Consider the following 26,184-nt stretch of genomic DNA (forward strand, 5'->3'; position numbering starts at 1 on the left):
TATTTGTACCTACCTTTTTATTTTGAACTTTCCACCCCTTTTTTTAATTCTTTCATTCACCCTTTCTACCGCAAATACCCAGTTGAGCCGGATGCAGGAACATCCGGCTCAACGTCTTTTTCTGTCTAAATTTTCATGGTTCTGTGCGATACGCGGCGGTAAATCAGCCCTGCCGCAGCAGCGGTCAACATCTCGCTGATGACAAACGCATACCACACGCCGCGCGCGCCGCACACACGGCTGAGCACAAACGCCGCCGGAATAATGACAAGGATATACCGGCACAGAGAAATGACCAGCGACGGCACGCCCTGCGACAATCCTTCCAGCGTGCCGGAGGCCGTGACGGAGACGGCAGAGACGACAAAGCCCAAGCTGATAATGCGAAGCGCCGCCGCACCAATCGCAAGCGTTTCGCGGTTGTCCGTAAACAGTCCCATCAGGCTTTGCGGGAACAGCAGGCACAGCACCGTACCGACCGCCATAATCGCCATGATGAGCGTCAGAGAGGTTGTATAGATGCGGCGCACGCGGCGGTATTCCCCTGCGCCGTAATTGTAGCTGACCAGCGGGCGAATGCCCTGAATAATGCCGTTGGCGGACAGATACAAAAAGGTCTGCAGCTTATAATATACGCCGAGAACCAGCACATACACCTGTCCGTATGCCGCCAGAATGCCATTGAGCGCAGAAATCAGCACAGACGGCAGCGCCATATTGAGCGCCGCCGGAATGCCAATCGAATACAGCCGCAGCAGCAGCCCTTTATTCATGGCAAACCCGCGCAGCTGAATCCGAACCCCCATCGGACGGAACATATAAATCAGTAGATAAACCGCCAGTGAAAAAATCTGACCCAGACCGGTGGCAATGGCAGCGCCTTCTATTCCCAGTCGAGGCGCGGGTCCCAGTCCAAAAATCAAAACCGGATCTAAGAGAATGTTGCTGACACATCCCACCATCATGCTGAACATGGACACCTTCATTTTTCCGACCGACTGGAAAATCTTTTCGAAGGACACCGCCATGGAAATGACAACGGAAAACAGCAGAACAATCCGCGCGTAGCGCAATCCCATATCAAGTACCGTCTGATTTTCGGTAAACATGCGCAAAAACATCGGCATTCCCGCAATACAGCCGACAGTCAGCAGGATACCGTGCAAAAAATTGCACACAATGCCCTGCGTCGCCGCTTCATTTGCCTTGTGCTCCTGCTTTGCGCCGAGAAAATACGCAATCACGGCATTGATGCCAATGGCAAAGCCAATCGTCACAGCATTGACCAAATTCTGAATCGGAAACACCAGCGACAGCGCCGTCATGGCGTCCTCGCTGATTTTCGCCACAAAGAAGCTGTCCACGATATTGTACAGCGAATTGACCGCCATCGAAATGACCATCGGCAGCGACATAGACAGCACCAGCGGTAAAATGCGCCGCTCTTTCATAAACGTTTGATTCAAACAAACCACCTCCCAAAGCAATAAAAAAAAGCCACACAGCTGCAAAACAACTGTGTGGCGAAAATAGACGATGCTAGAAAAATCCACTCCCCGTATAAGCGCGGTACGGTTTTATGCGGATATTGTAGCATGTTTGCGGGAGTGTGTCAAACCCATAGACTGTTTGACAGACACCTTTTATGCATGATATACTTCATACATAAAAGGAGGTGTGCGAATGGCAGGAAAATCTGATAAAGCGTGTTGTGTCTTGACTTTACCGCTCTTAACAGAGCCTTGGCAGGAGCACATCATCGAAAAGCGATTTCGAATTATGGAGCATTTAAAAAATTCTCTGATTGCCTTAGAACTGCGTAAGCTGAAAAATATACAGCGAACCAAGCAATACCGGCAGCTAGAGGCAGAAATTTCTAATGCTCCCAAAGAAAATCGAAAAACTCTTTATAAAAAAAGAAATGAGCTGTTAAAGAACGCCGGTTTTAGTGAATTTGCATTCATTGATGATATGACCAATATGCAGAAACATTTTGTTGAGCATATTGCCACTCAAATCGCGCATAAATCCGCATCCGATGTATGGAATTCTTTTGAAAAGGTATTGTTCAACACTGGAAGAAAGATTCATTTTATTCGACGCGGTTCTCTTAGTAGCATCGCTTGCAAAAAAGATGGAAATGGCATGCGTTTTCGCAACGGAATGTTACATTGGAATGGCGGACAATGCAAAAATAAAGTGAAATTAGAATTGCGCGTAGCTTGTCCAAAAACGCCATATGAATGCGCTATGCTTGAGAAAAAGATCAAGTTCGAGCGTATCATCCGAAAATGGGTAAAAACGCGATATAAATACTACGTGCAATTCACATTGGATGGTAACGCCGTTCCCAAACCGCGAAAGACGGGAACTGGTCGCGTTGGCATTGACATCGGACCAAGTTCTATTGCAATTGCTTCTTCTCAGGAAGTTCGTTTGATGGAGCTTGCCGATAAAATCAACCAAAACCACCTGCGCAAGGTGGCATTGCAGCAAAAAATGGATCGCAGCCGCCGCGCAACCAATCCAGATAATTTCAATGAAAACAAAACCATTCGGCGCGGTGTAAAGCTCTCTTGGCACTATTCCAAGCACTATCAAAAATTACGCGGTCAAGTCCGTGAGTTAGAGCGCAAAAACGCTGACATCCGGAAATATCAACATACCTGTCTTGCCAATTATATTTTATCTCTCGGCACAGAGGTGTACATCGAGCAGATGAATTTTAAAGGCTTGCAGGCACGAGCCAAAGAGACAACTTATAATAAAAACGGCAGAGCAAACCGAAAAAAGCGATTTGGAAAATCCATTGCCAACAGAGCGCCTGCTATGTTAGTTACCATATTGGAAACCAAGTTAAAAAGCTATGCAGGCACAGAGCTTCATAAAGTCAACACATGGTCGTATCGTGCGAGTCAATACGACCACATCACAGATACGTATACAAAAAAGTTACTGCGTCAGCGTTGGGCTGAATTAGGAAACGGAGACCGGATACAGCGCGATCTATATTCCGCTTTTCTCCTGATGAACAGCCAGCCATCTCTCCAGTCAACCGACCGAGAGCGATGCAGCAAAACCTATTCTCAATTCAAATCATTGCACGACCAAGAGATTTATCGTCTCCAGCAAACTCCCGAAAGACATTTAAGCAGTTTTGGCATCGCGTAAGTGCGAACGCCAATCACACATAAACACAATAGAATATTCGCACAAACTTCAGAAGGACAGGGCATGTCCTAACTTATGCATACACGTATTTTGGCTGACAAAATACGTAATAAGAAATGCTTTTCGGAACGATATTCAGTGCTCACTCGCCTTGATTTTTTCAAACCGAGTGAGAGAAGGTATCCATGTACGAAAAGCCCTGCATTTACGAACTCTGCGTGTTGTAGTATTGTGCATTTTTGCCGTTGCAATACGCATGTGAGTGCGGGTTGCCAGAACCGACTTAATACCATCCACAGTCATCAGCAGGTTGCAATACGCATGTGAGTGCGGGTTGCCAGCATCACGTATGGCGTGTACCTCAACGAGTGTTATGTGTTGCAATACGCATGTGAGTGCGGGTTGCCAGCACCCTCTGGCATCGTTGCAAGAGTCCAGTCCAAGTTGCAATACGCATGTGAGTGCGGGTTGCCAGGAGTCCAGCCCAGAGTGCCAAGCCTGCACCAATCAAGTTGCAATACGCATGTGAGTGCGGGTTGCCAGGACATTGTGCAGAACGCTTTGGACTTGACGGTAATGTTGCAATACGCATGTGAGTGCGGGTTGCCAGCTCTTTGTAGGTAAGATAAACGTAGGGCGCAAGGTTGCAATACGCATGTGAGTGCGGGTTGCCAGGCCAAGATGATAAAAGCGGCACTGAAAGACTGACCGTTGCAATACGCATGTGAGTGCGGGTTGCCAGGTAGGTTTCAATTCCCGCTCTTATGATGACTACATCGTTGCAATACGCATGTGAGTGCGGGTTGCCAGTTGTCATGGTAAATCCCCTCTCTAATATCATAACGTTGCAATACGCATGTGAGTGCGGGTTGCCAGGTAGGTTTCAATTCCCGCTCTTATGATGACTACATCGTTGCAATACGCATGTGAGTGCGGGTTGCCAGCGGAAGGATGGTGGATTAAAGAATATGAACAAAAGTTGCAATACGCATGTGAGTGCGGGTTGCCAGCGACACTGTTTTGGTATTGGAAGGTGAATCAGTACGTTGCAATACGCATGTGAGTGCGGGTTGCCAGAATGTCCTAATGGACGATATAAAAGACGTAGGCGTTGCAATACGCATGTGAGTGCGGGTTGCCAGCACGTTGCTCTCTACCGCATGTTTCAATGCCGTGTTGCAATACGCATGTGAGTGCGGGTTGCCAGTCACCAAACCTTTTTTGGTAATTGACTCTAAGGTTGTTGCAATACGCATGTGAGTGCGGGTTGCCAGAAGCAATCCGGAGAGTAGTTGTCCTCGCACAGCAGCGTTGCAATACGCATGTGAGTGCGGGTTGCCAGTTGTGTCTACAGTAGATAAGATAGACATTAAAAGTTGCAATACGCATGTGAGTGTGTTGCTCACATTTAAAGATGTAAGTTTGCTCCGTGAGGACAAACGAAAACCCTCAGAGGCGCAATCTCCGAGGGTTTTCTATTCCATTTTTGCAAACACAGCAAAAAAGACAGTCGATTTCTCGACTGTCTCAAAACTTGGAGCGGATGACGAGGCTCGAACTCGCTACCTCCACCTTGGCAAGGTGGCGCTCTACCAGATGAGCTACATCCGCATATTTTGTTTTTCGTTTTCGTCTGTTCCCTGACGACGGTGTTTATTATACGCGAGAATTCCCCTTTTGTCAACAATATTTTGAAAGTTTTTTTAAAAAACTTTTTGAGCCGGAAAATGGCGCAGCTCCCCACTCCGAAGCTGCGCCTTGTTTATTCGTCGGAATCTAAAATCTGTAGGATTTGCTCCGGCCGATGCACGAGGACATCCGCGCCATATTTCAATAGCACCTCTTTGCTGCGGAATCCCCATGTCACGCCCACCGCATACAGACCGGCGTTTTTCGCCGTCTGCATGTCGGTTCCGGAGTCTCCGACGTAGAGCACCTGCTCCGGCTGCACGCCAAGCTGCTGCATCACCATCCGGCAGGAGGTCGGATCCGGCTTGCGCGGCACACCGACATGCTCGCCAAAGACAACATCTGTTTTTCCCGGAAAGAAATATTCAATCAGCTGCTGTGAAGCAGAATCGATCTTATTGGACAGCACAGCCACCTGGATGCCGCGCTTTCTCAGCGCCGTCAGCAGCTGCGGAATGCCGTCATACGGTACGGTGCGGTCGTGGATATGCGCCGCATAGTACGCCTTGAAATCGTCCAGCACGGCATCAATCTCCGCCTCCGGCGTTCCCTCCGGCATCGCTCGGCAAATGAGCAGGCGAATGCCATTGCCGATAAACTGTCGAATTTCTTCCATCGAGTGCGGCGGCAGACCGCGCACCTCCAGTGCGTGATTGGTCGCCGCCCGCAAATCGCCCAACGTATTGAGCAATGTACCATCCAGATCAAAAATCACTGCATGTTTCAAAAATTACGTCCTTCTTTCGTTTATCTCTGCGCCAGCGGATTCAGACGCTTGCCGCCATACGTCGCGCGGCGCAGGAAGCCGGATACATCCTTGTTGATGGCATCGCGGCGCACACGCCAGCTCCAGTTTCCGCCCAGCGTAGACGGAGTATTCATGCGCGCATCTGCGCCCAGCGACAGCAGATCCTGCATGGTTGTCATGGCAATATCGCACGGAGCGGCGAAAGCGGTGCGAATCGCGCTCCAGCCCAGCGGCTCTCTGTCCGAAACGCGCAGATATTCGCGCATCACGTCGCGGTCTGCATCGCTGCACTTGTCCGTGAACTGTTCCACAACCGTCTCGGAGTCGTGCGTCGAGGTGTAACCGACGCAGTTTTTCGGCCAGTTGAACGGGATGTGGTCGTTGTTCTCGTCTGCGCGCATACCGAAAATCATGACGCGCATGCCCGGATAGCCACTCTTTTTGAGGAACTTGCGCACCGCGTCATCAATATCGCCGAGATCCTCCGCGATAATCGGCACCTCGCCCAGCGCCTCGCGAATCGCCTTGAACAGCTTCATGCGCGGGCCCTTCTTCCACTTGCCGTTGATGGCGGTCTCCTCGCCCTCCGGAATCTCCCAGTACGCTTGGAAGCCGCGGAAGTGGTCAATGCGCGTGACATCAAACAGCGCCAGATTGCGGCGCACGCGCCAAATCCACCACCGGAATCCGTCATCCTCGATGACCTTCCAATTGTAGGTCGGATTGCCCCACAGCTGACCGGTTGCGGAATAGTAATCCGGCGGCACACCGGCAACGCCGTGCGGCTTCAAATCGCCGTCTATCTGGAACATTTCCGGATGTGCCCACACGTCGCAGCTGTCCGGCGAGACATAAATCGGAATGTCACCGATAATCTGAATGCCCTGCTTGTTCGCATAGGCGCGCAGCTTCTCCCACTGCGCAAAGAACAGATACTGCATGAACACATAGAAATCAATCTCATGCTTGAGATCAAACGCATACTTGCGCATCGCCTCCGGCTCTCTGTGCTTGATGGCTTCGTCATCCCAATCCCACAGCGCCTTCTGGTCAAAGTGCTTTTTGAGCGTCATGAACATGGCGTAGTCTTCCACCCAGTCTTTGTTTTCGCGGCGGAACGCGTCCATCTTGCCCATCTGAATCATGGATTCCTGCGCGCGGACAAAGGCGCGATGCAAAATCGGCAGGCGCGTCTGTGCCAGCATCTCATAATCTACGCGATCCGGATTGTGTCCGACATCGGCGTCGCGCAAATCCTGTTCGCTGAGCAGCCCCATCTCCTTGAGGGTATCCAAATCAATAAAATACGGATTGCCTGCGGCTGCGGAAAAGCACTGATATGGGCTGTCGCCGAAGCCGGTCTGTCCGAGCGGCAAAACCTGCCAATAGGTCTGTCCGCCGTCGCGCAGGAAATCAACAAACTGATATGCATCCTTGCCCAGCGTTCCGATACCATACGGAGACGGCAGCGAGGAAATATGCAAAACTACACCACTAGATCTCTGAAACATGATAACACCCTATCTCTATTTATTTTGCAAATGAATTGCATTTTTACGATAATTCCGCTATAATCATTACAGAAAAACCGTATTTTTGACACGATTATAAAAAACAAAAGGAGAGTATCCCTATGCGGATGAGAAAGAAAAAGAATCTGGATACCCGTCTGGCAAATTGTGCGCCGGTGCTGGTCTCGGATCCGGAGCAGCACAAGGGACAGTGGCGCGCGCTGTTCGGCAACACCAACCCGCTCCATTTGGAGATCGGCTGCGGCAAGGGCCGTTTCATCATCGAGACCGCCCGCCGGAATCCGGACATCAATTATCTCGCCATTGAGCGCGAGGAAGGCGCCCTGATTATGGCAACCGAAAAGGCGATGGAGCTCAGCCTCCCCAACCTTCAGTTTTTGGACTTTGACGCCGCCGGTCTGACCGACATTTTTGCCGACGGAGAGATCGACCGCATCTATCTCAATTTCTCCGATCCCTGGCCGCCGAACCGCCAGCGCAAGCGCCGTCTGACCCATTCCAACTTTTTGGCACTGTACGACTGCGTGCTCGCGAAAAACGGACAGGTGCATTTTAAGACCGACAACCAGCATCTGTTTGAGTTTACGCTGGAGGAAATGTGCGGCTACGGCTGGCTGATTCAGAACATTTGTCTGGATCTGCACAACAGCGAGCAGGACAACATTATGACGGAATACGAAGAAAAGTTCTCCAAGGAAGGATTCCGCATCTATCGTCTGGAGGCCAGCCGCCGCGATGAGGACACGCTCACCCGCGCCCACACGCCGCCGCGCACCGCGCAGCAGCTCGCCGAGAAGGCGCGCGGCTCGGTTGCGCCGTCTTTCGGCTCCTCGCAGGCTTAATTATATCATTTTTCACCAACAATGGCAAGGTTTATCCGAATATTTTTGTACGATACGTCCAGAAACAGCATTCTTGTCTGATTCTGGACGTTTTTTCGCGTCTTTCCCCCAAAATATACCATTTTCATACAAGTATCGAAAAAAGGCGGCACGGGATTTCTCCCATGCCGCCTTTGGTTTTGCGCTGTGTCAGCACTGTTTATTTCTTGTGCGCAGAGCAAGAGGAACAGCTTCCGCCGCAGGATGAGCACCCCGGGCAGCCTCCTCCGCAGTGACCGCCGCAGGAATGAATGCCTTTTTTCTTGTCCGAATACAGCTTGCGGACAATAGCTGCTACAATGATAACAAGTACAAGCAATACAATAATTGTACCCATGTTTTCTATGAGCCAGGTCATGATTCTTCCTCCTTTGATCTATTATTTTCGCACGAAATTTATCTTGCGTCAACCGCCAATGTGTTTCTTCTGATCTCAGCCTTCTTGCTCGGGCGGAGCAGCAGGAAGAAGAACAGCACGATAACCACAATGGCTGCAACGGTGCCGATGCCGAAGCCGCCGCCGCTGAGCAGGCTGGAAATCTGATAGATAACCAGACCAACCAGATATGCCAGACCGCACTGGTAGCCAATCGCACCGAGGAACCACTTGGTGCTGTTCATCTCGCGGCGGATTGCGCCCATTGCCGCGAAGCACGGTGCGCACAGCAGGTTGAATGCGAGGAACGCATAGCCGCTTGCCAGCGAGAAGGTAGCTGCCATGTTCTGATATACGGTGCCGGCGCCGCTGGAGTACAGGATACCCATGGTGCCTACGATGTTTTCCTTTGCAATCAAGCCGGTGATGGAAGCGACAGTTGCCTGCCAGTTGCCGAAGCCGAGCGGTGCGAAGATCCAGCAGATAGCGTTGCCGATCTTAGCCAGAATCGAGCAGTCGATCTGATCCTCTGCCAGCATACCGAAGCTGCCGTCTACCCATCCGAAGTAGGACAGGAACCAAACGAGAATGGTGGACAGCAGGATGATGGTGCCTGCCTTCTTGATGAAGGACCAGCCGCGCTCCCACATACTGCGCAGCACGGTGCCTACGGTCGGCATATGATATGCCGGCAGCTCCATAACGAACGGAGCCGGATCGCCCTCAAAAATCTTGGTTTTCTTCAAAATGACGCCGGAGCAAATGATTGCTGCGATGCCAAGGAAATAAGCAGAGGTTGCTACCCATGCAGCACCGCCGAAGATGGCGCCTGCAACCATGGCGATGAACGGGGTCTTTGCGCCGCACGGAATAAAGGTTGTGGTCATGATCGTCATACGACGGTCTTTTTCGTTCTCGATGGTACGAGAAGCCATGATGCCCGGAACGCCGCAGCCGGTACCGATCAGAATCGGAATGAAGGACTTGCCGGACAGACCAAAGCGGCGGAAAATACGGTCCATGATGAAGGCAACACGCGCCATGTAGCCGCAGGCCTCCAAAAATGCCAGGAAGATGAACAAAACGAGCATCTGCGGCACAAAGCCGAGAACCGCGCCGACACCGGCAACGATACCGTCCAGAATCAGACCGGACAGCCAGTCTGCACAGCCGATGCTGGTCAGAGCCTTTTCTACAAATACCGGAATGCCCGGAATCCAAACGCCGTAGTTTGCCGGATCCGGTGCCTCATAGCCGTCCTGATCCAGAACTGCCATAGCAGCGGTCAGATCGTCAACGGTAGCGGTCTCATCCTCGGTTGCCAGTGTTTCTTCGTCCTCTACCTCATAGGTAGCTTCGGTGCCTGCCGGAATCGTGGCAGCGAACTGCGTCAGAGCAGCCTTTGCAGCTTCCGGATCGTAATCCTCAGACTCCGCATCCATCGCTGCTTCTACAGCGGAGGTGTCCACGCCCTGCTCGGACTCATAGGTGACAAAGCCGTTTGCAACGGTCAGTGCCTCGTTGTATTCGTCCGCTACATCGGAATACGCAGAGGAACCGATGCCGAACAGGTGCCAGCCGTCGCCGAACACGCCGTCATTTGCCCAGTCCGTTGCTACCGTGCCGACGGTGGTAACCGATACATAGTACACGATAAACATGATAACCGCGAAAATCGGCAGCGCCAGAATACGGTTGGTGACAATTCTATCAATCTTATCGGAAATGGTCAGCTTGCCGGCGGATACCTTTTTATAGCAGCCCTTGATGATGGATGCAATATACAGGTATCGCTCGTTGGTGATGATGGACTCGGAGTCATCATCCTCCTCGGTTTCGGCAGCCTCAATGTCCTTCTCGATGTGCGCGCGCGTCTCCTCGGACAGGTTCAGCTGTTCCAGAACCTTGCTGTCGCGCTCGAAAATCTTGATGGCATACCAGCGCTGCTGTTCCTCCGGCATATCGTGCAGAACCAGCTCCTCAATGTGTGCCAGTGCGTGCTCTACCGAACCGCAGAACGTGTGCTGCGGAATGGTCTTTTCGTTCTTTGCCGCGTGAATGGCCGCCTCGGCAGCCTCCATGATGCCTCTGCCCTTGAGCGCGGAGATTTCTACCACCTTACAGCCCAGCTCTCTGCCAAGCTCCTCGATGTTGATTTTATCGCCGTTCTTCTCGACAATATCCATCATGTTTACTGCGACAACGACCGGAATGCCCAGCTCGGTCAGCTGCGTGGTCAGGTACAGGTTGCGCTCCAAGTTGGTGCCGTCAATGATGTTCAGAATGGCATCCGGACGTTCACCGAGCAGGTAATTTCTCGCTACCACTTCCTCCAGTGTGTACGGAGACAGCGAGTAGATGCCCGGAAGGTCCGTGATGACGACATCACTGTGCTGCTTCAGCTTGCCCTCTTTTTTCTCAACCGTTACGCCCGGCCAGTTGCCGACGAACTGATTGGAACCGGTCAAACCGTTGAACAGGGTTGTTTTACCGCAGTTCGGATTGCCGGCTAAGGCGATTGTCAAACTCATCGTTCATTTCCTTTCTACGCATGCCGGTGAGACCGCTTGCACGCGTTTCAAAATTAACCTCTTTTTTCAAACAATCCTTCGGATTACTTGACTTCGATCATCTCAGCGTCTTCCTTGCGGAGAGACAGCTCATAGCCGCGAACGGTAATCTCTACCGGATCGCCGAGCGGAGCAACCTTGCGGATGTACACTTCAATGCCCTTGGTAATGCCCATGTCCATGATGCGGCGCTTGATTGCACCGGCACCCGTAATCTTTGCCACGGTGTACGTGCTGCCAACTTTTGCTTCTTTTAATGTCATCTTTGCGTTCTCCTTCCCTTCATTTTCGTGAAGGCATCAAATCATGATTTTCTGCGCCATCTCCTGACTGATACCGACTCTCGCTTCCTTTACGTTCACGATCAGGTTTCCGCCCATCGCAGAAACAACCTTTACGGTTCCTCCCACAACAAAGCCCAGATTTTCCAGATGTTTCTTGACCTCCGGCTTGCCGCCGATTTTCACAATGGTATTTTCCTCGCCAACTGCTGCAAATGTCAATGGCATCATGATCCGTTCCTCCTTTGTTTCTGTTTTTTAGCATAGTCTTATACTTTTCGCATGCGAAAGCTAATTAGTTCTCGCTAATCAATTAGTATAATATCTTTTTTCTATGCCGTTGTCAATGAATTACGTGGTATTTTTCCGGTACTTTCGCATTTTTGTTGCATTTGTTCAGTCGTTAGGGTATGCTAAGGTTTCGTTTTATCCATTGTTAACATATACTGATTTTTCTGCGTATTTTTTATTTTTCTCATTTTCTTTTGCAAATCGTCCGAATATCTCCGCATTTTCGCCGTATAAAACAAGAAAAGCAGAGGCTTACTCCTCTGCTTTCCGTTTTCATGTTGCCTTGTGAATAAACACCGGAATCGGCGGGTCTCCCGCCCGATTGGCGAACTGCGTGACGAGAACCGTATACTGTGCCGGATCTATCGTCCTGACGTATTCCAGCAGCGCATCCCGCTCCTCATAGCCGCTCGCGCCGCCGTAGTAAATGCTCACGCACATCACACCGTCTTTGCGCAGCAGCCTGAGCCCCGCTTCGATGGCTGCAATCGTGCTGTCCGCGTGGGTAAATACCGTGTGGTCTCCGCCGGGCAGCCAGCCGAGGTTGAACACGATGCAGTCCACGCTGTTTTCCTGCGCATACGCGCCCATGTTGGCGTGGCTGTCCAGCACCACCTCTCCAACCTCCGACCAGCCGTGTTCCGCCAGCCGCTTTTTGGTGTTTTCCACCGCCTGCTCCTGAATGTCGAACGCGAGGACTTTTCCCTCTCGTCCGACCAAGCCGCACAAAAATTCCGTGTCCTTTCCGTTGCCCGCCGTCGCGTCAATGACGAAATCTCCCGAATGAATCCACGACTGCAAATGCGCGTGTACCAAGCTCAAGGTATTCATGTCCTGTCTCCTTTTTTATTTTTGCTGCAATTATACCACAGTTTTACCCAACGCACGATATTTTGTGGTATACTAGAACCAACTTATTTTTTCTGTACAGGAGGGATTGTCTCATGTCCACGCCGAACACCACGCAAATGACCTGCCCCAAGTGCAGCACCACCTTTGACATCGAGCAATACAACGTCATCAACGCACAGACGCAACCGGAGCTGCGCGAAAAGCTGCTCAACGGTTCGATGTTTTTGCAGACCTGCCCGCGCTGCGGCACGCACATGCACGCCGCGTACACCTGCGTGTACAGCAACGACGAAAAGAAATTCCTCGTCTCTTTCCAGCCGAGCATGGAGAAACCCGCTGTCACACCGCTCATGCCGCAATACAAGCTGCGTCTGGAACGCACCTTGGCGGGCTTTTTGGAGCGCATCCGCATCTTGGAGGCCGAACTGGATGATGTGACCATCGAGATGGTCAAATATCTTGTGACGGCGCAGCTCACCCGCCAGTTCCCGAACAAGACCATCACCCGCCTGCTGTTCGTCAGCGCGGACAATGAAAACGTATTCTTCCAATACGATGACAACAATCCCGCCGAGCAAATTCAAATCCCGCTCGCCACAATCTGGCGCTACGAGGATCGCCTGACAGCCTCCGGTTTCCGCCCCAATGTCACCGGATATCTGGCTGTGGACAGCCAATTCGTCCGAAACTCCGGCATTCTGCGCTGTTTGGCGCCGCAGACGCCCCAAAACAGCGATTGACGCGACAAAAAAAGCTCCCCCGCGGGAGCTTTTTTGTTATCCAAAACTGCGAATCAAGCCGAGTGCCAGACAAATTGCGAACAGCAGCACCGCCTTGACCGCAACCGGAAACGGCGCATTGCCATCCTGCACGCGGCCATTCGCATAGCTGATGTTGCGGCGCGGGCACACATCGCTGCACTTGCCGCAGGAGATACATTCTCCCATGCGGATATTGCCCTCGTCGGTCTCTACCGAGACCGGACAATTTTTTGCGCACGCCGAGCAGCGGTTGATGCAGTTGGAGCGATTGCGCGTATATCGTCCAATCACCGGAAGCAGCGCGAAAATCGCGCCCATCGGGCACAGGAACTGACAGAAAAAGCGTTCTTTTACCGCCATGCCTACAACAATGGCAATCAAAAGCACAATCGCAATCGTATAGCCCGCCGGAATGCCGCGCGGCGCAGTCAGCATTGAGAATACATCCCACGGGCTCCAGCCCGGCAGCTTATCATACACACCTGTCGCACACAAAACGACAATGGCGAGCAAAACCAGATACTTGACCTTTTGCAGGTATCCGGTCAGCTTGTCCGGCATGTGCGGCAGCTTCTTTTTTGTCTTTTTCTGAATAAACTGAGACAGCTCATATACCGCATCGCCAAACGCGCCGAAGGCGCAGGCATAGCCGCAGAAAAACCGGCCGCAGACGATGGTGTACAGACATACCACCACGAGTGTCGTGAAAAACGAACCGTACGAAATCGGGTCCTTTGCGCCGACCGCCGCCGCCATTTCCTTGATGCCGGAAAAGCACGAGGTGTACACGGACGGTGCGAGCAGAAAAAACGCCAGCTGAATCACGGCACGCACGCGGCGGCGCAGCTTGACACGCTGCATCGGATTCATCGGCTTTTTCTTTGCCGCCGCTTTTGATGCTGTTTGCGTGTTTGTCATGCTGTTGCGCCCTCCAATGCCTGTTGTACCGCCGTCTTAATGCCTGTCGAGGAGAATGTCGCTCCGCTGATGGTATCGACCTCCGGCGAATTGGCAGAAATCATGCTGTCGATGATACCCTTTGCCTTATCCAAATACGCCGCGTCCTCATTCGCCGCATTGACAACGTCAATCGCGGTGATTTTTCCGCCGGACACCGTGACCTCCACGGACACTGTGCCGCCGAAGCCGTCACCGCTGCCAGTGTATGTGCCGTCCGCGTAGCTGACTGCCCCGCCCTCTGCGGCGGCGTTTTTTGCCTGTGCCTCGGCAATTTGCTGTTTATTTTCGTCCTCTGCCGCCTGCCATTGCAGCGCATGTGCCTGATAGACACACAGCGCCACGACCGCCAGCACAAGACTGCCCAGTCTTGACCAAAAATCCAGATGTTTCAACAAATCAGCCCTCCGCCTTTGCCAGTGCCTGCTTGACCGCCTGCTTGATGGAAATGGACGAACAGGTTGCCTTACTGATTACATCTGCACCGTCTATTTCTGATGTGGACTTTCCAATCAGATTCATATTTACCGCTTTCTCCGAACGCTTTTTATTGGTTGCCTGTTCCTCGGAGTTAGAACCATATCCATTGGATGCGTTGAGCGATACGCTCGTCACTTTTCCGTCCTGTACCGTGACATCGACAAGCAGCTCATAGGCTTCAAAATCTTTATCTGCATCCGGATTGACCGCAACCGTTTCCGTGTACGTCTTTCCTTCCGGTGTCAGCTCCGGTGTGTCCGGCGTATCCGGCGTCTCCTTCGGCGGGGTGTACTGTCCCGCAATCACCGCCTTGTTCAGCGCCTCCGTCAGTGCGGTCAAAATGCCCTTTGACGAATACGTCGCACCGGACACAGTGTCCACCACGTTGATATTTTTGCCGTTCTTGACCTTTTCCACGATTTCCATGGCATCGTTAAAATAGTCATCGTCCTGATCGTTCTTTTCGATGACGTCAACGCCCTTTAACGCGCCGCCGGACGCCGTGACCTTGAGCACAATGCGGCCGCTGCGATAGCCGTATCCGATGCCGTAGAACTCGGTCTTGGTGTCGGTGTAGGTCTTTTCGTCCTTCTTGTCCTCGTCATCGGTGGTTGTGCCGCCGGTGGTCTGCGCCTTTTTGAGCGCATTTCTCACCGCAGAGATAATACCATTGGACGAGTAGGTCGCGCCGGATACCGTATCCACATTGGTGGTCTGACCGGAAATAATTTTATTGACAATGCCGTTTTTCGCCTTGCCAAAATATGCCGCGTCATCGCTGCCGGAAACGTCAATGGTTTTGATTTTTCCGCCGGAAATGGTGACTTTCGCCGTCACGGTGCCCTTATATCCCTTTCCGGTGCCGGTGTACGTGCCGTCTTTGTACGTGCCCGTATACGTGTCCTTATCCAGCTTGCTCGGAGAAGTGTCGCCGCCGGTTGTTCCGCCGCTGCTCGGCGTCTCGGACACCGTGCCGCCCGCCGCCTTGGTCAGCGCGTTCTTGATGGCATTCAAAATGCCGTTGGACGAATAGGTTGCGCCGGACACCGTGTCCACACCGTTCGGGCTCTGCTTGGCAAGAACCTTGGCGATGAGCGTTTTCGCCTTGCTCAGATACGGCTCATCGTTGCCCGGTGCGGAAACGACATTGATGCTCGCAATCTTGCCGCCGGAAATCGTCACGCTGACCGTGATATTGCCGCGGAATCCTGCCGCCGAACCGGTATACGTGCCGTCCTTGTACGTGCCGTCCTGAAACGCATCGGAGGAGGTGCTTCCCGCCGCATTGCTCGCCGCACCGCCATTGGATGTCTCGGTCACTGTGCCGCCGGACGCTTTGGTCAGCGCGTTTTTCACGGCATTGATGATGCCGTTGGAGGAATAGGTCGCACCGGACACCACATCGACATCCGGATTCTGCGCCTCAATAATCTTTGGAATAATTGCCTTTGCGCGCGAGAAGAAGGACGGTGTCTCTGCCGAGGCGGACACCACTTCAATCGCGGTGATTTTCTTGTTCGCAATGGTCACGCTGACGGTGACGTCACCGCCGTAGCCCTGTGCCGTGCCCGTCCACGTGCCGTCCTGCCAAGAGCCGGCATCCGCCGCCGCACCGGCAGAACCGGAGCCAAGATTGGCCGCCTGTGCCTTGGATGTCAGCTCCGGAATGTCTTCCAGCACCGCGCCGCCGGAGGCAACGCCCCATGCCGCCAGCGCCGCGACAGCAATGCCCGGTATCAGTCGGCGGGCAATGGCATCCACAGATTGATTGTAAAAGATACGCATGTTTTGCCTCCTTGCGTGGTGAAACGATTGGTTGTTACAATGGGATATTATTTTTCGATGGTATGCACCTGATTGGCGGAAACGCTGTCCGGCGAGAAATTGCCGGCAATGCCCTCCGTGATGTATACATTTCTGTCTTTATCCACCAGAATGGTATCAAACTCGTCCGCGTGCTGTTTCCAGTACGCAATCGCCTTGTCCTTGCCCATGACGAACAGTGAGGTGGACAGACCGTCAGCCAGTGTGCCGTCCTTGCTGACAATGGTAACCGAGGTCAGACCGCTGTTGGACGGCTTACCGGTTGCCGGATCAATGATGTGATGATAGGTCACGCCGTCCTTTTCAAAGTTGCGCTCATACGCGCCGGATGTAATCACCGCGCAGTCGTTTGCTTCCAGTACACCGAGCATATCATCGGTGTTGTTCGGGTCCTGAATGCCTACGCGCCACGCACTGCCGTCCTGCTTGGTGCCCAGCAGATGCACGTTGCCGCCCAGCGACACCATGCCGCAGGTCACGCCGTCTTTTTTGAAGATTTCCATGATGCGGCTGGACGTAAAGCCCTTGGCAATGCCGCCCAAGTCAATTTCCTGCTTGTCTCCCAGCGTCAGCGTCTTGGTGCTTTCGTCCCATGTCAGCTTATCTGCGCCGACGCGCTGTAACGTGGACTGAATTTCATCCTCTGTCGGGACGTAATACTCCTGTGTCGTAAAGCCCCACAGCTCCATGAGCGGCAGAACCGTAATGTCAAACGCGCCGCCCGTGCTCTTGTACAAATCCAACGCCTTTGCGACCATAACCGCTGTGTCATCGGACAGCGCCGCGGAGCCGCTCTTGTTGAGCTTGGAAATTTCGCTGTCCTCCTTGCCGATGGACAGCAGATTGTCCAAGCGCTGAATTTCCGCAACCGCATCGGTCACGCCCTTTTGTGCGTTGTCACCATACGCCGTAACCGTCATATAGGTATCCATCGCAAAGATTTCTTGGCTAACCGGCTGCGCTGAGCTGGCCGTTGTGCTGTTGGTCGTCTGTGTTTCCGATGCACTGCCTGTATGTTTTGTATCGGATGCCGTGCCGCATCCTGTCAGCAGCATACTCGCCACTACGGCGGATGCCAGAATCAATCGTACTTTATATCTCATAATATTCCTTTCTCACAACAAAAACGCAATCTTACCGCAGCTCTGGCAGGCGCCGGAGCATCCAGCTGCCCAGCAGACCGACCGCAGCACCGGCAGCAATGCCGGAAACCCACAGCACCAGCAAATACCATGCAATGGCGCTGGTCTGCATGATTGCCATGGCAACCAGAATCTGACCCACATTGTGCATGACGCCGCCCGCCACGCTGACGGTCACCGGCTGAAATTTCCCTGTTTTCTTGAGCGCAATCATCACTGCTCCGGATAAAAGTCCGCCCGCCAGAGAATACCACAGGCTAACCACCGTTCCAAACAGCATTGCCGTCAGGCCGATGCGCACAAAGTTAATGACAACTGCCTGTTTCGCGCCCATGCGGTACAGTGCCACGAGAACGACCAAATTGGTCAAGCCGAGCTTCATGCCCGGCACGGCGAAAAACGCCGGAACCATCGCTTCGATGTAGCTGAGCACCAATGCCAGTGCGGCAAGCATGCCATACAGTGCCAATCGTTTTGTCTGTTTCATCGCTCGTCCCTCACTGTGCCACAGCGTCCACGCCGTTTTTGTCCTGTTCGTCCTCAATGGTGACGCTCACCTTATTCGGCAGGCAGATGATGCTCTGTCCGGCGTACTGAATCTTGCCCTGATGCACACACAGCTTGTCCGGACAGCTCGCTTGTTCCAGCCAAACCTGACTGTCCGCAATAACCAGCTCATTTGTGCCGCCATTGACACCATGAATGGTATATTTCGTGTCTTTATCCAGAGGCATTGATGTCACCTGTTTGCCCGCCACCTTCACAACGACTTCCGCGCCGCTCTTTCGCGTCAGCATCAGAAATGCGCCGAGTAGGAGCACGCCCGCCAGCAGTGCCGCCAGCAATAGAATGTCCTGTTTTTTCAGCTTCATGGTACAACTCCCAACTTCTCATACGGTTAGTAGAAACTAATAGGAACAGAAAAAGAAATTGCGCAGGAGATGTCTCCCACACAAATTGGTTATCCTCGCTCCAAATTACCTCAGTATACCGCATAGATACTCGGTTGTCAAACGAAGCCGTGGGCAGGAAAAAGCCGTTTGCCGTGTGGCAAACGCCGGATAATTCCTATATTTCGTTTTTATTGTTAGAATGAACTAATCTATAGATAGGATAACATATCCCCCGCCTTCCGTCAATGCTTCCCGCGTAAAAAATTAGTGTATGCTTTCGCTGTTTTTCAGCATATTTGCTCAACAGACACAAAGCAGTCCCTCCGGACAAATATCCGGAGGGACTGTGAAAGGAACGTATGAAAAAGATTCCGATGTAATCTTATTCGCTAAGAGCAGCCTTGGCAGCTTCCTTGATTGCATTGGAAGAGCAGGTTGCACCGGAAACGATGTCTGCACCGTCAATCTCAGCAGCAGACTTGCCAGCCAGCTTGGTGTTCATACCATTGAACGCATCCTCAGAGTACGGCTTGTTGCTCTTCTTGATGGTGCAGTCCTTGTTCAATGCAACAGACTGAACCTTGCCATCCTTGACGGTGACATCAACAATCAGGCTGTACGCATTAAAGTCTTCGTCTGCATCTGGATTTACGGTAACTGTCTTTGCTACGGTCTTTTCCGTCGGCTGTGCTGCCAGCTCGTCCTGTGCCGTCTTGATGAGACCCTGCAGGTCTGCAATCAGCTCGGCAGCTTCCGGCTGGGTTGCATCCGCATTGTTCAGCATAGCCTGAGCCTCTGCAATGTGCTCATCCAGAGCAGCCTTGTTGGACGGGTTCTTCGCGGACAGCTCCTGTGCCGTAGCAATCAGGTTGGTCAGCTCGGTTTTCTGCTCGTCCGTGATGCCTGCTACAGTGGACGGCAGGTTTTCTGCGGTTACCTGGAACTGGGTGGTGTAATCCGAGGTGCCCAGACCGTAAACGGTCAGTGCCCAGTAGCCGGTGCCGTCGGTGCCTTCCGGCAGCTGGCAGCGAACAGAATCGGTCAGACCCAGCTGAATGCCCATAGACTTGTGCATCCAGTTATCCGCTGCGAATTTGGTGCCGTAGGTTGCAGCCGGTGTGGTGTAGGTGCTGTCGCTGCCGTAGTATGTCCACTTGACCGTCTGCATAGCAGCGCCCAGTGCGCCGTATGTGCCGTTCAGGTCAACGCGCAGGAACTCGCCGTAGTTGCCGCTGTATTTCTTAACTTCCGTGGTAACGCCGGTGCCGTCGTTTGCCTGTTCCTGATCCAGCAGACCGGAGCCGGTGCCCGTCTGGCGTGCGCTGAAGGTATAGGCATCGCCGGACTTGGAAACCGTCTTGAGACCGTTGGTCGCTGCATCCACAGCGGCAACGCCGGTGTATGCCTTCAGGTTCTGCTCGCCGTAGCCGCCCTGTACCGACTGGCCGTTCTTGACTACCGTGTACTTCTTGCAGAAGTCCTGATAGTCTGCGGCGTCAACAGCAACCGGAACATACTTGATGCCGGTGATTTTATAGTCCTTGAAGGAAGCTGTTACCGTAACAGTTTCTCGTCCCTGACGGGTCTTATACGAAATGCTCATCGGCTTAGCCGTGCGGTCAACCGTATACTCTGTGCCATTTGCATCATAGAACTTGGTGTTATCTTCAGACCAATGGTCAACACCCATGCTTACGGTCTGTCCGTCAGCGGTTGTTGCTTCAATCACAGCGGTCTGCTGGAAGCTGCCGCGATGCAGGCCGTGGTTGGTGGTTGCACGGGATACCGCATCAAAGCCGCCCTTGTCCAGCTCACCCTTTGCGTCCGCTTCTTCGGAGCTGGAATCGTTGCCAGCTGCGTATACGCCTTCGTTTGCCCAGTACTCGTTGTAGGTCAGATTTGCATACGCGTAAATCTTATCCGGAACGGTCAGTTCAAAGTCGAGGGTCTTTGCATAGCCGGTAGCCTTGACGGAAATCTTGTAGATGTCGCCTGCCTTCATGCCGGTAAACGGAGAGGTTGTCAGATCAATAAAGCCCTTGCTGTTGATAACCGCTACAGAACCACGACCGGATGCTGCATAATTCTTACCGTTAATCGTAACAGTAGATACATTGGACAGGAAGCCGCTCAGCTCCTCTGCGCTTGCGCCGTCAGCGCCTGCTACGCGCAGATTGCTTGCCTGATATGCAGCCGGCATTGCGCTGATCTGCAGCTCAAAAGTGGTGGAGCAGCTTGCGTACTTGCCGGACTTATCCGAAACCGTCAGCGTATACTTGCCATTAGCCGGTGTGCCGGTCCAGGAAATCTTGCCGTCCTTGACGGAAGCGCCTTCCAGCTCATTGCCCTTGGCGTCGGTTACCTTGTACTCCGCCTGATAATCGGACGGGAAGTCCTTCATCTCAACAGAAGTGGAACCGCTGTCTGCCAGCGCATTTTCTACCTTGAAATTGTCGGTTGTGAACTTGACCGGTACATACAGATCCGCGTCAATGGTATATTCGCCGTCAGCCGTGTAGTAGGTCACGCTCTTGATGGTGCTGCCCATCAGACCAACATAGTGCTCATAGTTGAGCACGTTGCCGTGCGGCTCGGTCTTTTTGATGCCGGAGGACCAAGCGATTTCGGTTCTTCTCCAGATGTTTTCTTCCTGACGCATGCCGTAGGTCGTGGTCTTGCCGTCCTTTTCGGCAGAAATCACAACGCCGTATACGTTGTTCGTGCCGAACGCATCGGTATCCACATCGAGCAGATAGTCGCCCCAAGCAGTGGAAGTGGACAGTTCCGTTTTTGCCTCCAGCTTGGTGGTCTTGCCCTGTGCCTCGCCAAAGGAAATCTTGCCGTCCTTGACGGTTGCCGTCTTGTAAGCAGCCGGTGCAGACTCCAGCTCGGTGTAGTAGTAATCCGCCTGCTTGTCATCGGTCTTGGTCAGCTGTGCCAATTCAGACGGCGTGATGGCTACCGGATAGCTAACGCCCTTGATGTTCACTTTCTTCTGGGTGCCTGCTGCCCAAGCGTCTGCATTGTAGTCGTTGTAGGTGCCGCCGACCAGCTCGCCATCGCCGTTCTTGATGGACTTGTTGTTGGTTGCGGAGGTTACAGCGTCCACAGCGTCCTCGTTGTTGATTTCAGCAGCGTAGAAATCCGCATACGGGATGTTCATCTTGACATAAATCTTTGCTTCCGGAGCAGTTGCCTTGAAGGAAATGTTGTTCTTGTAGCCGGTAGCAGCTACTTCCAGATTGTACTCCTTGCCTGCTTCGAAGATCGGCGTCTTGTCCTTGCCGTATGTCGCATCGAAGTCAATGGAGCCGTCATCCTTGATAATCTTTGCAGCGCCCTTGCCGGTTGCATTGTAAGTGGTGTCACCGACCGTTACGCTGGAAATGTTGGACAGATAGTCTGCAAACTGCTCGTCGGTTGCGTCCTTGGTCTTTACCAGCTTGCTGTTCTCTGCGTCATATGCCGCAACGACAGCATCGGTCTGCAGCTCAAAGGTGGTGGAGTAGCTTGCATACTTGCCGGACTTATCCGAAACCGTCAGCGTGTACTTGCCGGTTGCCGCTGTGCCCTTCCAGGAAATCTTGCCGTCCTTGACGGAAAGGCCTTCGGCTGCATTGCCCTGTGCGTCGGTTACCTGATACTCCACCTCATAATCCTTCGGGAAGTCCTTCAGTTCTACAGAGGTGGAACCGCTGTCAGCCAGTGCATTCTCTACTGCGAAATTCTCGGTTGCAAATTTCACCGGAACATACTGCTCGCAATCCAAGCTGTAAATCTTGCCGTCTACCGTGTAGAATGCCACGCTCTTGATGGTCTTGCCCATCATGGAAACGTAGTCATCGGATACCAGCGGGTTGCCGTGTGAAGTCGTTGTAAAGCCGACAGACCATGCCAGTTCCAGACTCTTGCCGTTCCACACGTTCTCCAGAGAACGCATCGCATAAGACGTGCCGTCTGTGGTCGTTACGGTTGCGCCGTATGCACGGCCAATCTTTTCCAAAACATTCGTCGAGAACTTCATCTGATAGTCGCCGTACTTGGAGGACGTCTTGAACGTAACGGTGGTGTCCTTCAGTGTCTCGGTGTCCACAGCAGCCGTGGTCTTGCCAAAGCTATAGGAGCCGTCCTTGTTGACGGTCAGTTCCTTATAGTTTTCCGGAACGGAATCCAGCGCGGTGTAGTAGTAATCATCATGCTCGGTCAGAGAAGCGTTCAGCTTTGCCAGATCAGACTTTACCACACGAACCGTGCAAACAACGCCGCGAATGGCGTCAGACTTTTCGTCCTCTGCCGTCTTGTAGTACGTGCCGGCGGTCAGTCCGTCTGCCGTGTTCATGCGGGACTTTCGCATGGTTGCAGAAGTAACTGCGTCAACGCCGTCAACAGCGGTTACGCCCTCAGCCTTGTAGAAATCATCATACGGCACGTTCATGGTAACGTAAGCGAACTGCTCTGTCGCGCCTGCCTTGTCCAGCATCACGATGGCTTCTGCGCGCGTGATGTTGTTGCCGGAGCGCAGCGTGTGATCCGGATAACCGGACATGTAGCCGTTCTGAACCGCTGCCAGAATGTACGGTGCAGCCCAATCGGAAACAGCGTTCGCATCTGTGTAGCCCAGCTTGGTCAGCTGTGCGCGGATGTCTGCCGCATTCGCCTTGGTGTCAACCGAGACATCGTTCAGCTTGCACATGATAACGGCAGCCTGCTCGCGCGTCACATCGCCCTGCGGCGCCCACTTGTTGTCGCCTACGCCGACCATGACATTGGCCTTGACGATCTTTGCCACCTGCTTGTAGAACCAGTCGGTCTTTGCAACGTCCTTGTAGCCGGAGACGTCCGCTTCCTCGGTGTATTCCTCGACAGCGTCAACGACGGTTGCCATCTCTGCACGGGTGATGGTGCTGTCCGGACGAATGCCGCCCTCGTCGCCCTGAATCCAGCCGTTGTCAATGAACTGCTGCAGGGTCTTTTCTGCCCAGTGGCCGTGAATGTCATCTGCATTGACTGCAAATGCCGCACCGCCTACCATCATGGTTGCTGCCGTAGCCACACTCAGGACACGCAGCGTCTTTTTCGCGTTGTTGTTCATGTTACGCCCTTTCTAAAACAAATCAGATTTTGTCAGTACGTACTAACTTTTCTTGAATTTTTGACTGTATTACCTGTATTTTTGATACAATCTTCACTTCAAAATTCGATAGTACGATTATAGAAAATTTTTGGTTAGTTGTCAACAACACATATTGGGAAATATTGTTCTTTTCTCAGGACACTCCCCAGATAAATATGTATATTTGCAAGGTAAATTGCAGATATTCCTCCATTATTTCAAAAAATACAGAATTTTTGTTTCATTAACTTTTTGTGACAGTTTTTTGCACATGTGCAAATTATTTCGCGAATTTTTCATGTACTTTATCCAAACAGAGCGCTCCTGTTTTCGCATTTTCTCGGTGAATTGCGAGAAAATGCCTAGGATAACTTTATTTCTAAACGCAAACATAACACGCGCCCAAAAAAATTTCCGCCTTCCGCGCCTCTTTTCCGCGTATTTCCGCCGCATATGCGTTAGCCCAGAGAAATCAACAGAAGAAAAACGCGTACTGTTCGAGAGATGTTCTCAAACAGTACGCGTCTGATTTGCTTGTTCTCATTAGCTTACCGCAACCGCGTCAGCATCGGCACAGGACTCCGGTAGCTCCGGCAATAAGATGCACGCCGCATCCGTCGCCTGCTGGCGCGTCACAAACAGCCCCGTCTGCATCAGGCAGTCCGCCACATGGTACACGCGGTCGGCATACCGCGCCGCCACCTCGTTTCCATACGCTGTCAGGTGAAGTTTCCCATATCGCTGCTGATCCACAAGCTGTTTTTCCCGAAAAACGCTGACAATCCGCGCAACGGATGCTTTTTTCACATGCAGCGCCTTGGCAATCTCCGTCAGCCGCATTTCGCCCTCCCGCTGAGACATTTCGTACATGTGCAGCAGATACCGCAGGTGTGTACCGGTCAGCTCCATGTTTGTTCCTCCTTTTGCTGTCGAAATCCTCTTAAATGATTAGTTTGCACTAATTCAAAGAAAAGCATATCACACGCAAAAAACAAAGTCAATGGAGGCTGTTCCAGTTTTTGAGCGAAAGCTAACTATTTTTTATCCAATTGCCACAGATATACGCAAAAAAATTCCCCGTTTCCGTATCGGAAACAGGGAATGTGCATTCTGAAAAAATTACAGAGCAGCCTTAGCGGTAGCAACCAGAGCCTCGAAAGCCGGCTTGTCGTTTACAGCCAGATCTGCCAGCATCTTACGGTTGATGTCAACACCAGCCTTCTTCAGACCGTTCATGAAAGTGCTGTAGTTCATGCCGTTAGCCTGGGTAGCAGCGGAGATACGGGTGATCCACAGTCTGCGGAAATCTCTCTTCTTGTGCTTACGGCCGATGTATGCGTAACGCAGGGACTTCATCACTGCTTCGTTTGCAGTGCGGAACAGCTTGGACTTTGCACCAAAGTAACCCTTAGAAAGCTTCAGAATCTTCTTTCTTCTCTTGCGCGTCATCATTGCGCCCTTAACTCTTGCCATATTTAAACATTGCCTCCAAATTCAAATCGTAAGTGTTTTTGTGATAATCCTGAGATTACTTGTACGGCAGCAGGCGCTTTACCTGTGCTACGTTGGTGGAATCAGCAAAGCCTTCCTTACGCAGATGTCTCAGACGCTTGGTGGACTTCTTGTTCAGGATGTGGCGGCGACCAACATGAGCGCGCTTGATCTTGCCGGTCTTTGTCATCTTAAAGCGCTTGGACGCGCCGCTGTGAGTCTTAATCTTAGGCATAGTGTGTTCTCCTCTCTGATGGGACTGCGCCGCTGGAGCGCAGTGTGATACATTTATGATTCAGACGAATCCGCTTTCGGAGCCTGCTGCGGCTTGCCGGACTTACCCTTGCGGCTCTTCTTGCCGGCATCCTTCTTCGGACCATCCTTCTTCGGGCCGAGAAACATAATCATCTGACGGCCTTCCAGTTTAGGGGCTTTATCCATACTGCCGATTTCCGCGCATTCATCCGCGAAACGGCGCAGCAGATCGAGACCGATCGAAGAGTGGGTTACTTCACGGCCGCGGAAACGAACCGATACCTTAACCTTGTTTCCAGCCTTCAGGAAACGCTTTGCATGATTGACCTTTACGTTGAGGTCGTTGACATCAATGCCGGGGCTAAGGCGAATCTCCTTAATCTCCACGACATGCTGATTCTTTCTTGCTTCCTTCTCGCGCTTTGCCTGCTCGAAACGGAACTTGCCGTAGTCCATGACGCGGCATACCGGCGGAACAGCGTTCGGTGCGATCTTCACGAGGTCAAGATTCTTTGCGGCAGCTGCCTCCAGTGCCTTCGCAATCGGTACGATGCCGGCCTGATTGCCCTCTGCGTCGATCAGTCTTACTTCCTTGTCGCGGATCTCTTCATTGATCTGGTGTTCCATACTGCTAATTGTTAAGCACCTCCAAACGGTTAAACGAAAAATAAAAAACGGACGGAAAGACACCGTCCGATCACAGCTGCTTACGCGAAACAGCTGAACATCTGAACCTCTCTGCCGAAGCGCAAGGTGAGAACGGTGTGTCCTTCTTTCTTTTGCTCAATTAGTATAGCATCTCCCTCCGGCGTTGTCAAGGAAAAATCCCCGTAAATTTGAAATCGGGCGCGTTTTTCACGAAATCGACAGTTTTCGC

General features: G+C 52.3%; 22 protein-coding genes, 1 tRNA gene and 1 CRISPR repeat array. Of the genes, 3 read left to right on the top strand and 20 right to left on the bottom strand.

Translation table 11 applies throughout. The features are described 5' to 3' along the window. Positions 1-125: 125 nt before the first annotated feature. Positions 126-1,466 (bottom strand): MATE family efflux transporter, encoded by a 1,341-nt coding sequence (locus KQI75_RS04470; protein WP_216469536.1) that lies wholly within the window; start codon positions 1,464-1,466, stop codon positions 126-128. Positions 1,467-1,683: 217 nt separating this feature from the next. Between KQI75_RS04470 and KQI75_RS04475 the strand changes: the two genes are divergently transcribed. Continuing rightward, positions 1,684-3,171 carry a transposase gene (locus KQI75_RS04475; RefSeq protein WP_216469537.1) on the top strand — a complete coding sequence of 496 codons (1,488 nt, stop codon included), beginning with the start codon at positions 1,684-1,686 and terminating at the stop codon, positions 3,169-3,171. 244 nt (positions 3,172-3,415) lie between these two features. Further along, a CRISPR array of direct repeats spans positions 3,416-4,513; the repeat unit is 32 nt; unit sequence GTTGCAATACGCATGTGAGTGCGGGTTGCCAG. 193 nt (positions 4,514-4,706) lie between these two features. Here the strand turns inward: KQI75_RS04475 and KQI75_RS04480 are convergent. From KQI75_RS04480 to malQ, 3 genes are all read right to left on the bottom strand, one after another. Further along, positions 4,707-4,782 (bottom strand) — tRNA-Gly (locus KQI75_RS04480). 151 nt (positions 4,783-4,933) lie between these two features. Next, positions 4,934-5,587: an HAD family hydrolase gene (locus KQI75_RS04485; RefSeq protein ID WP_216469538.1), complete on the bottom strand. Its 654-nt coding sequence runs from the start codon at positions 5,585-5,587 to the stop codon at positions 4,934-4,936. A gap of 20 nt (positions 5,588-5,607) precedes the next feature. Beyond that, positions 5,608-7,119, bottom strand: a complete 1,512-nt coding sequence (malQ, locus tag KQI75_RS04490) for a 4-alpha-glucanotransferase (RefSeq protein ID WP_216469539.1) — start codon at positions 7,117-7,119, stop codon at positions 5,608-5,610. Positions 7,120-7,241: 122 nt separating this feature from the next. Here malQ and trmB point away from each other — a divergent pair, with 122 nt between their 5' ends. Continuing rightward, complete coding sequence (trmB, locus tag KQI75_RS04495) at positions 7,242-7,982, top strand: tRNA (guanosine(46)-N7)-methyltransferase TrmB (RefSeq protein WP_216469540.1); 741 nt, start codon at positions 7,242-7,244, stop codon at positions 7,980-7,982. Between the two features lie 199 nt (positions 7,983-8,181). On the opposite strand, the gene KQI75_RS04500 is transcribed toward trmB, so the two are convergent. The 5 genes from KQI75_RS04500 to KQI75_RS04520 all read right to left on the bottom strand — a co-directional run bounded on the left by KQI75_RS04500 (position 8,182) and on the right by KQI75_RS04520 (position 12,370). Beyond that, positions 8,182-8,379, bottom strand: coding sequence for a FeoB-associated Cys-rich membrane protein (locus KQI75_RS04500; protein ID WP_216469541.1), 198 nt, complete (start codon positions 8,377-8,379; stop codon positions 8,182-8,184). A gap of 38 nt (positions 8,380-8,417) precedes the next feature. Beyond that, complete coding sequence (gene feoB / locus KQI75_RS04505) at positions 8,418-10,928, bottom strand: ferrous iron transporter B (RefSeq protein WP_216469542.1); 2,511 nt, start codon at positions 10,926-10,928, stop codon at positions 8,418-8,420. Between the two features lie 83 nt (positions 10,929-11,011). Next, positions 11,012-11,230, bottom strand: coding sequence for a FeoA family protein (locus KQI75_RS04510; protein ID WP_216469543.1), 219 nt, complete (start codon positions 11,228-11,230; stop codon positions 11,012-11,014). Positions 11,231-11,266: 36 nt separating this feature from the next. Then, positions 11,267-11,479, bottom strand: coding sequence for a FeoA family protein (locus KQI75_RS04515; RefSeq protein ID WP_216469544.1), 213 nt, complete (start codon positions 11,477-11,479; stop codon positions 11,267-11,269). Positions 11,480-11,812: 333 nt separating this feature from the next. Beyond that, the gene (locus tag KQI75_RS04520; protein ID WP_216469545.1) at positions 11,813-12,370 is read right to left on the bottom strand and encodes a tRNA (mnm(5)s(2)U34)-methyltransferase; all 558 of its coding nucleotides are present in this window, start codon (positions 12,368-12,370) and stop codon (positions 11,813-11,815) included. Positions 12,371-12,483: 113 nt separating this feature from the next. Between KQI75_RS04520 and KQI75_RS04525 the strand changes: the two genes are divergently transcribed. Further along, positions 12,484-13,131: a CpXC domain-containing protein gene (locus KQI75_RS04525; RefSeq protein WP_216469546.1), complete on the top strand. Its 648-nt coding sequence runs from the start codon at positions 12,484-12,486 to the stop codon at positions 13,129-13,131. A 36-nt stretch (positions 13,132-13,167) separates the two neighbouring features. Here KQI75_RS04525 and KQI75_RS04530 read toward each other — a convergent pair whose 3' ends face one another. From KQI75_RS04530 to infC, 11 genes are all read right to left on the bottom strand, one after another. Beyond that, entirely contained in the window at positions 13,168-14,070 is a 903-nt protein-coding gene (locus KQI75_RS04530; protein ID WP_246566397.1) for a 4Fe-4S binding protein, read from the bottom strand. Further along, on the bottom strand, positions 14,067-14,504 hold the full coding sequence (locus KQI75_RS04535; RefSeq protein WP_246566399.1) for an FMN-binding protein: 438 nt from the start codon (positions 14,502-14,504) through the stop codon (positions 14,067-14,069). Before KQI75_RS04535 ends, KQI75_RS04530 begins: the two co-directional genes overlap by 4 nt. A 4-nt stretch (positions 14,505-14,508) precedes the next feature. After that, a complete protein-coding gene (locus tag KQI75_RS04540) occupies positions 14,509-16,374 on the bottom strand; it encodes an FMN-binding protein (RefSeq protein ID WP_216469548.1) in 1,866 nt (621 codons plus the stop codon). A gap of 47 nt (positions 16,375-16,421) precedes the next feature. Then, a complete protein-coding gene (locus KQI75_RS04545) occupies positions 16,422-17,516 on the bottom strand; it encodes an FAD:protein FMN transferase (RefSeq protein WP_216469549.1) in 1,095 nt (364 codons plus the stop codon). 31 nt (positions 17,517-17,547) lie between these two features. After that, a complete protein-coding gene (locus tag KQI75_RS04550; RefSeq protein WP_216469550.1) occupies positions 17,548-18,042 on the bottom strand; it encodes a Gx transporter family protein in 495 nt (164 codons plus the stop codon). Between the two features lie 10 nt (positions 18,043-18,052). Then, a complete protein-coding gene (locus KQI75_RS04555) occupies positions 18,053-18,427 on the bottom strand; it encodes a NusG domain II-containing protein (RefSeq protein WP_216469551.1) in 375 nt (124 codons plus the stop codon). Positions 18,428-18,830: 403 nt separating this feature from the next. Continuing rightward, positions 18,831-23,540 (bottom strand): penicillin-binding Tp47 domain C-containing protein, encoded by a 4,710-nt coding sequence (locus tag KQI75_RS04560; protein ID WP_216469552.1) that lies wholly within the window; start codon positions 23,538-23,540, stop codon positions 18,831-18,833. Between the two features lie 564 nt (positions 23,541-24,104). After that, on the bottom strand, positions 24,105-24,470 hold the full coding sequence (locus KQI75_RS04565; protein WP_216469553.1) for a metal-dependent transcriptional regulator: 366 nt from the start codon (positions 24,468-24,470) through the stop codon (positions 24,105-24,107). 210 nt (positions 24,471-24,680) lie between these two features. After that, the gene (gene rplT, locus KQI75_RS04570; protein WP_216469554.1) at positions 24,681-25,034 is read right to left on the bottom strand and encodes a 50S ribosomal protein L20; all 354 of its coding nucleotides are present in this window, start codon (positions 25,032-25,034) and stop codon (positions 24,681-24,683) included. Positions 25,035-25,089: 55 nt separating this feature from the next. Then, positions 25,090-25,287 (bottom strand): 50S ribosomal protein L35, encoded by a 198-nt coding sequence (rpmI, locus tag KQI75_RS04575; RefSeq protein WP_216469555.1) that lies wholly within the window; start codon positions 25,285-25,287, stop codon positions 25,090-25,092. Positions 25,288-25,340: 53 nt separating this feature from the next. Then, entirely contained in the window at positions 25,341-25,934 is a 594-nt protein-coding gene (gene infC, locus KQI75_RS04580) for a translation initiation factor IF-3 (RefSeq protein WP_216469556.1), read from the bottom strand. Between the last annotated feature and the right edge of the window lie 250 nt (positions 25,935-26,184).

The sequence above is a fragment of the Butyricicoccus intestinisimiae genome (genome assembly GCF_018918345.1).
In the GTDB taxonomy this organism is placed as follows: Bacteria; Bacillota; Clostridia; order Oscillospirales; family Butyricicoccaceae; genus Butyricicoccus_A; species Butyricicoccus_A intestinisimiae.

What these genes read in the sequence shown, in the direction of transcription:
- KQI75_RS04555 (WP_216469551.1), bottom strand. Translation starts at nt 18,427, where the DNA reads ATGAAGCTGAAAAAACAGGACATTCTATTGCTGGCGGCACTGCTGGCG.
- KQI75_RS04500 (WP_216469541.1), bottom strand. Translation starts at nt 8,379, where the DNA reads ATGACCTGGCTCATAGAAAACATGGGTACAATTATTGTATTGCTTGTA.
- KQI75_RS04520 (WP_216469545.1), bottom strand. Translation starts at nt 12,370, where the DNA reads ATGAATACCTTGAGCTTGGTACACGCGCATTTGCAGTCGTGGATTCAT.
- feoB (WP_216469542.1), bottom strand. Translation starts at nt 10,928, where the DNA reads ATGAGTTTGACAATCGCCTTAGCCGGCAATCCGAACTGCGGTAAAACA.
- trmB (WP_216469540.1), top strand. Translation starts at nt 7,242, where the DNA reads ATGCGGATGAGAAAGAAAAAGAATCTGGATACCCGTCTGGCAAATTGT.
- KQI75_RS04540 (WP_216469548.1), bottom strand. Translation starts at nt 16,374, where the DNA reads ATGCGTATCTTTTACAATCAATCTGTGGATGCCATTGCCCGCCGACTG.
- KQI75_RS04475 (WP_216469537.1), top strand. Translation starts at nt 1,684, where the DNA reads ATGGCAGGAAAATCTGATAAAGCGTGTTGTGTCTTGACTTTACCGCTC.
- rpmI (WP_216469555.1), bottom strand. Translation starts at nt 25,287, where the DNA reads ATGCCTAAGATTAAGACTCACAGCGGCGCGTCCAAGCGCTTTAAGATG.
- rplT (WP_216469554.1), bottom strand. Translation starts at nt 25,034, where the DNA reads ATGGCAAGAGTTAAGGGCGCAATGATGACGCGCAAGAGAAGAAAGAAG.
- KQI75_RS04565 (WP_216469553.1), bottom strand. Translation starts at nt 24,470, where the DNA reads ATGGAGCTGACCGGTACACACCTGCGGTATCTGCTGCACATGTACGAA.
- KQI75_RS04545 (WP_216469549.1), bottom strand. Translation starts at nt 17,516, where the DNA reads ATGAGATATAAAGTACGATTGATTCTGGCATCCGCCGTAGTGGCGAGT.
- KQI75_RS04550 (WP_216469550.1), bottom strand. Translation starts at nt 18,042, where the DNA reads ATGAAACAGACAAAACGATTGGCACTGTATGGCATGCTTGCCGCACTG.
- KQI75_RS04560 (WP_216469552.1), bottom strand. Translation starts at nt 23,540, where the DNA reads ATGAACAACAACGCGAAAAAGACGCTGCGTGTCCTGAGTGTGGCTACG.
- KQI75_RS04510 (WP_216469543.1), bottom strand. Translation starts at nt 11,230, where the DNA reads ATGACATTAAAAGAAGCAAAAGTTGGCAGCACGTACACCGTGGCAAAG.
- KQI75_RS04530 (WP_246566397.1), bottom strand. Translation starts at nt 14,070, where the DNA reads ATGACAAACACGCAAACAGCATCAAAAGCGGCGGCAAAGAAAAAGCCG.
- KQI75_RS04515 (WP_216469544.1), bottom strand. Translation starts at nt 11,479, where the DNA reads ATGATGCCATTGACATTTGCAGCAGTTGGCGAGGAAAATACCATTGTG.
- malQ (WP_216469539.1), bottom strand. Translation starts at nt 7,119, where the DNA reads ATGTTTCAGAGATCTAGTGGTGTAGTTTTGCATATTTCCTCGCTGCCG.
- KQI75_RS04525 (WP_216469546.1), top strand. Translation starts at nt 12,484, where the DNA reads ATGTCCACGCCGAACACCACGCAAATGACCTGCCCCAAGTGCAGCACC.
- infC (WP_216469556.1), bottom strand. Translation starts at nt 25,934, where the DNA reads ATGGAACACCAGATCAATGAAGAGATCCGCGACAAGGAAGTAAGACTG.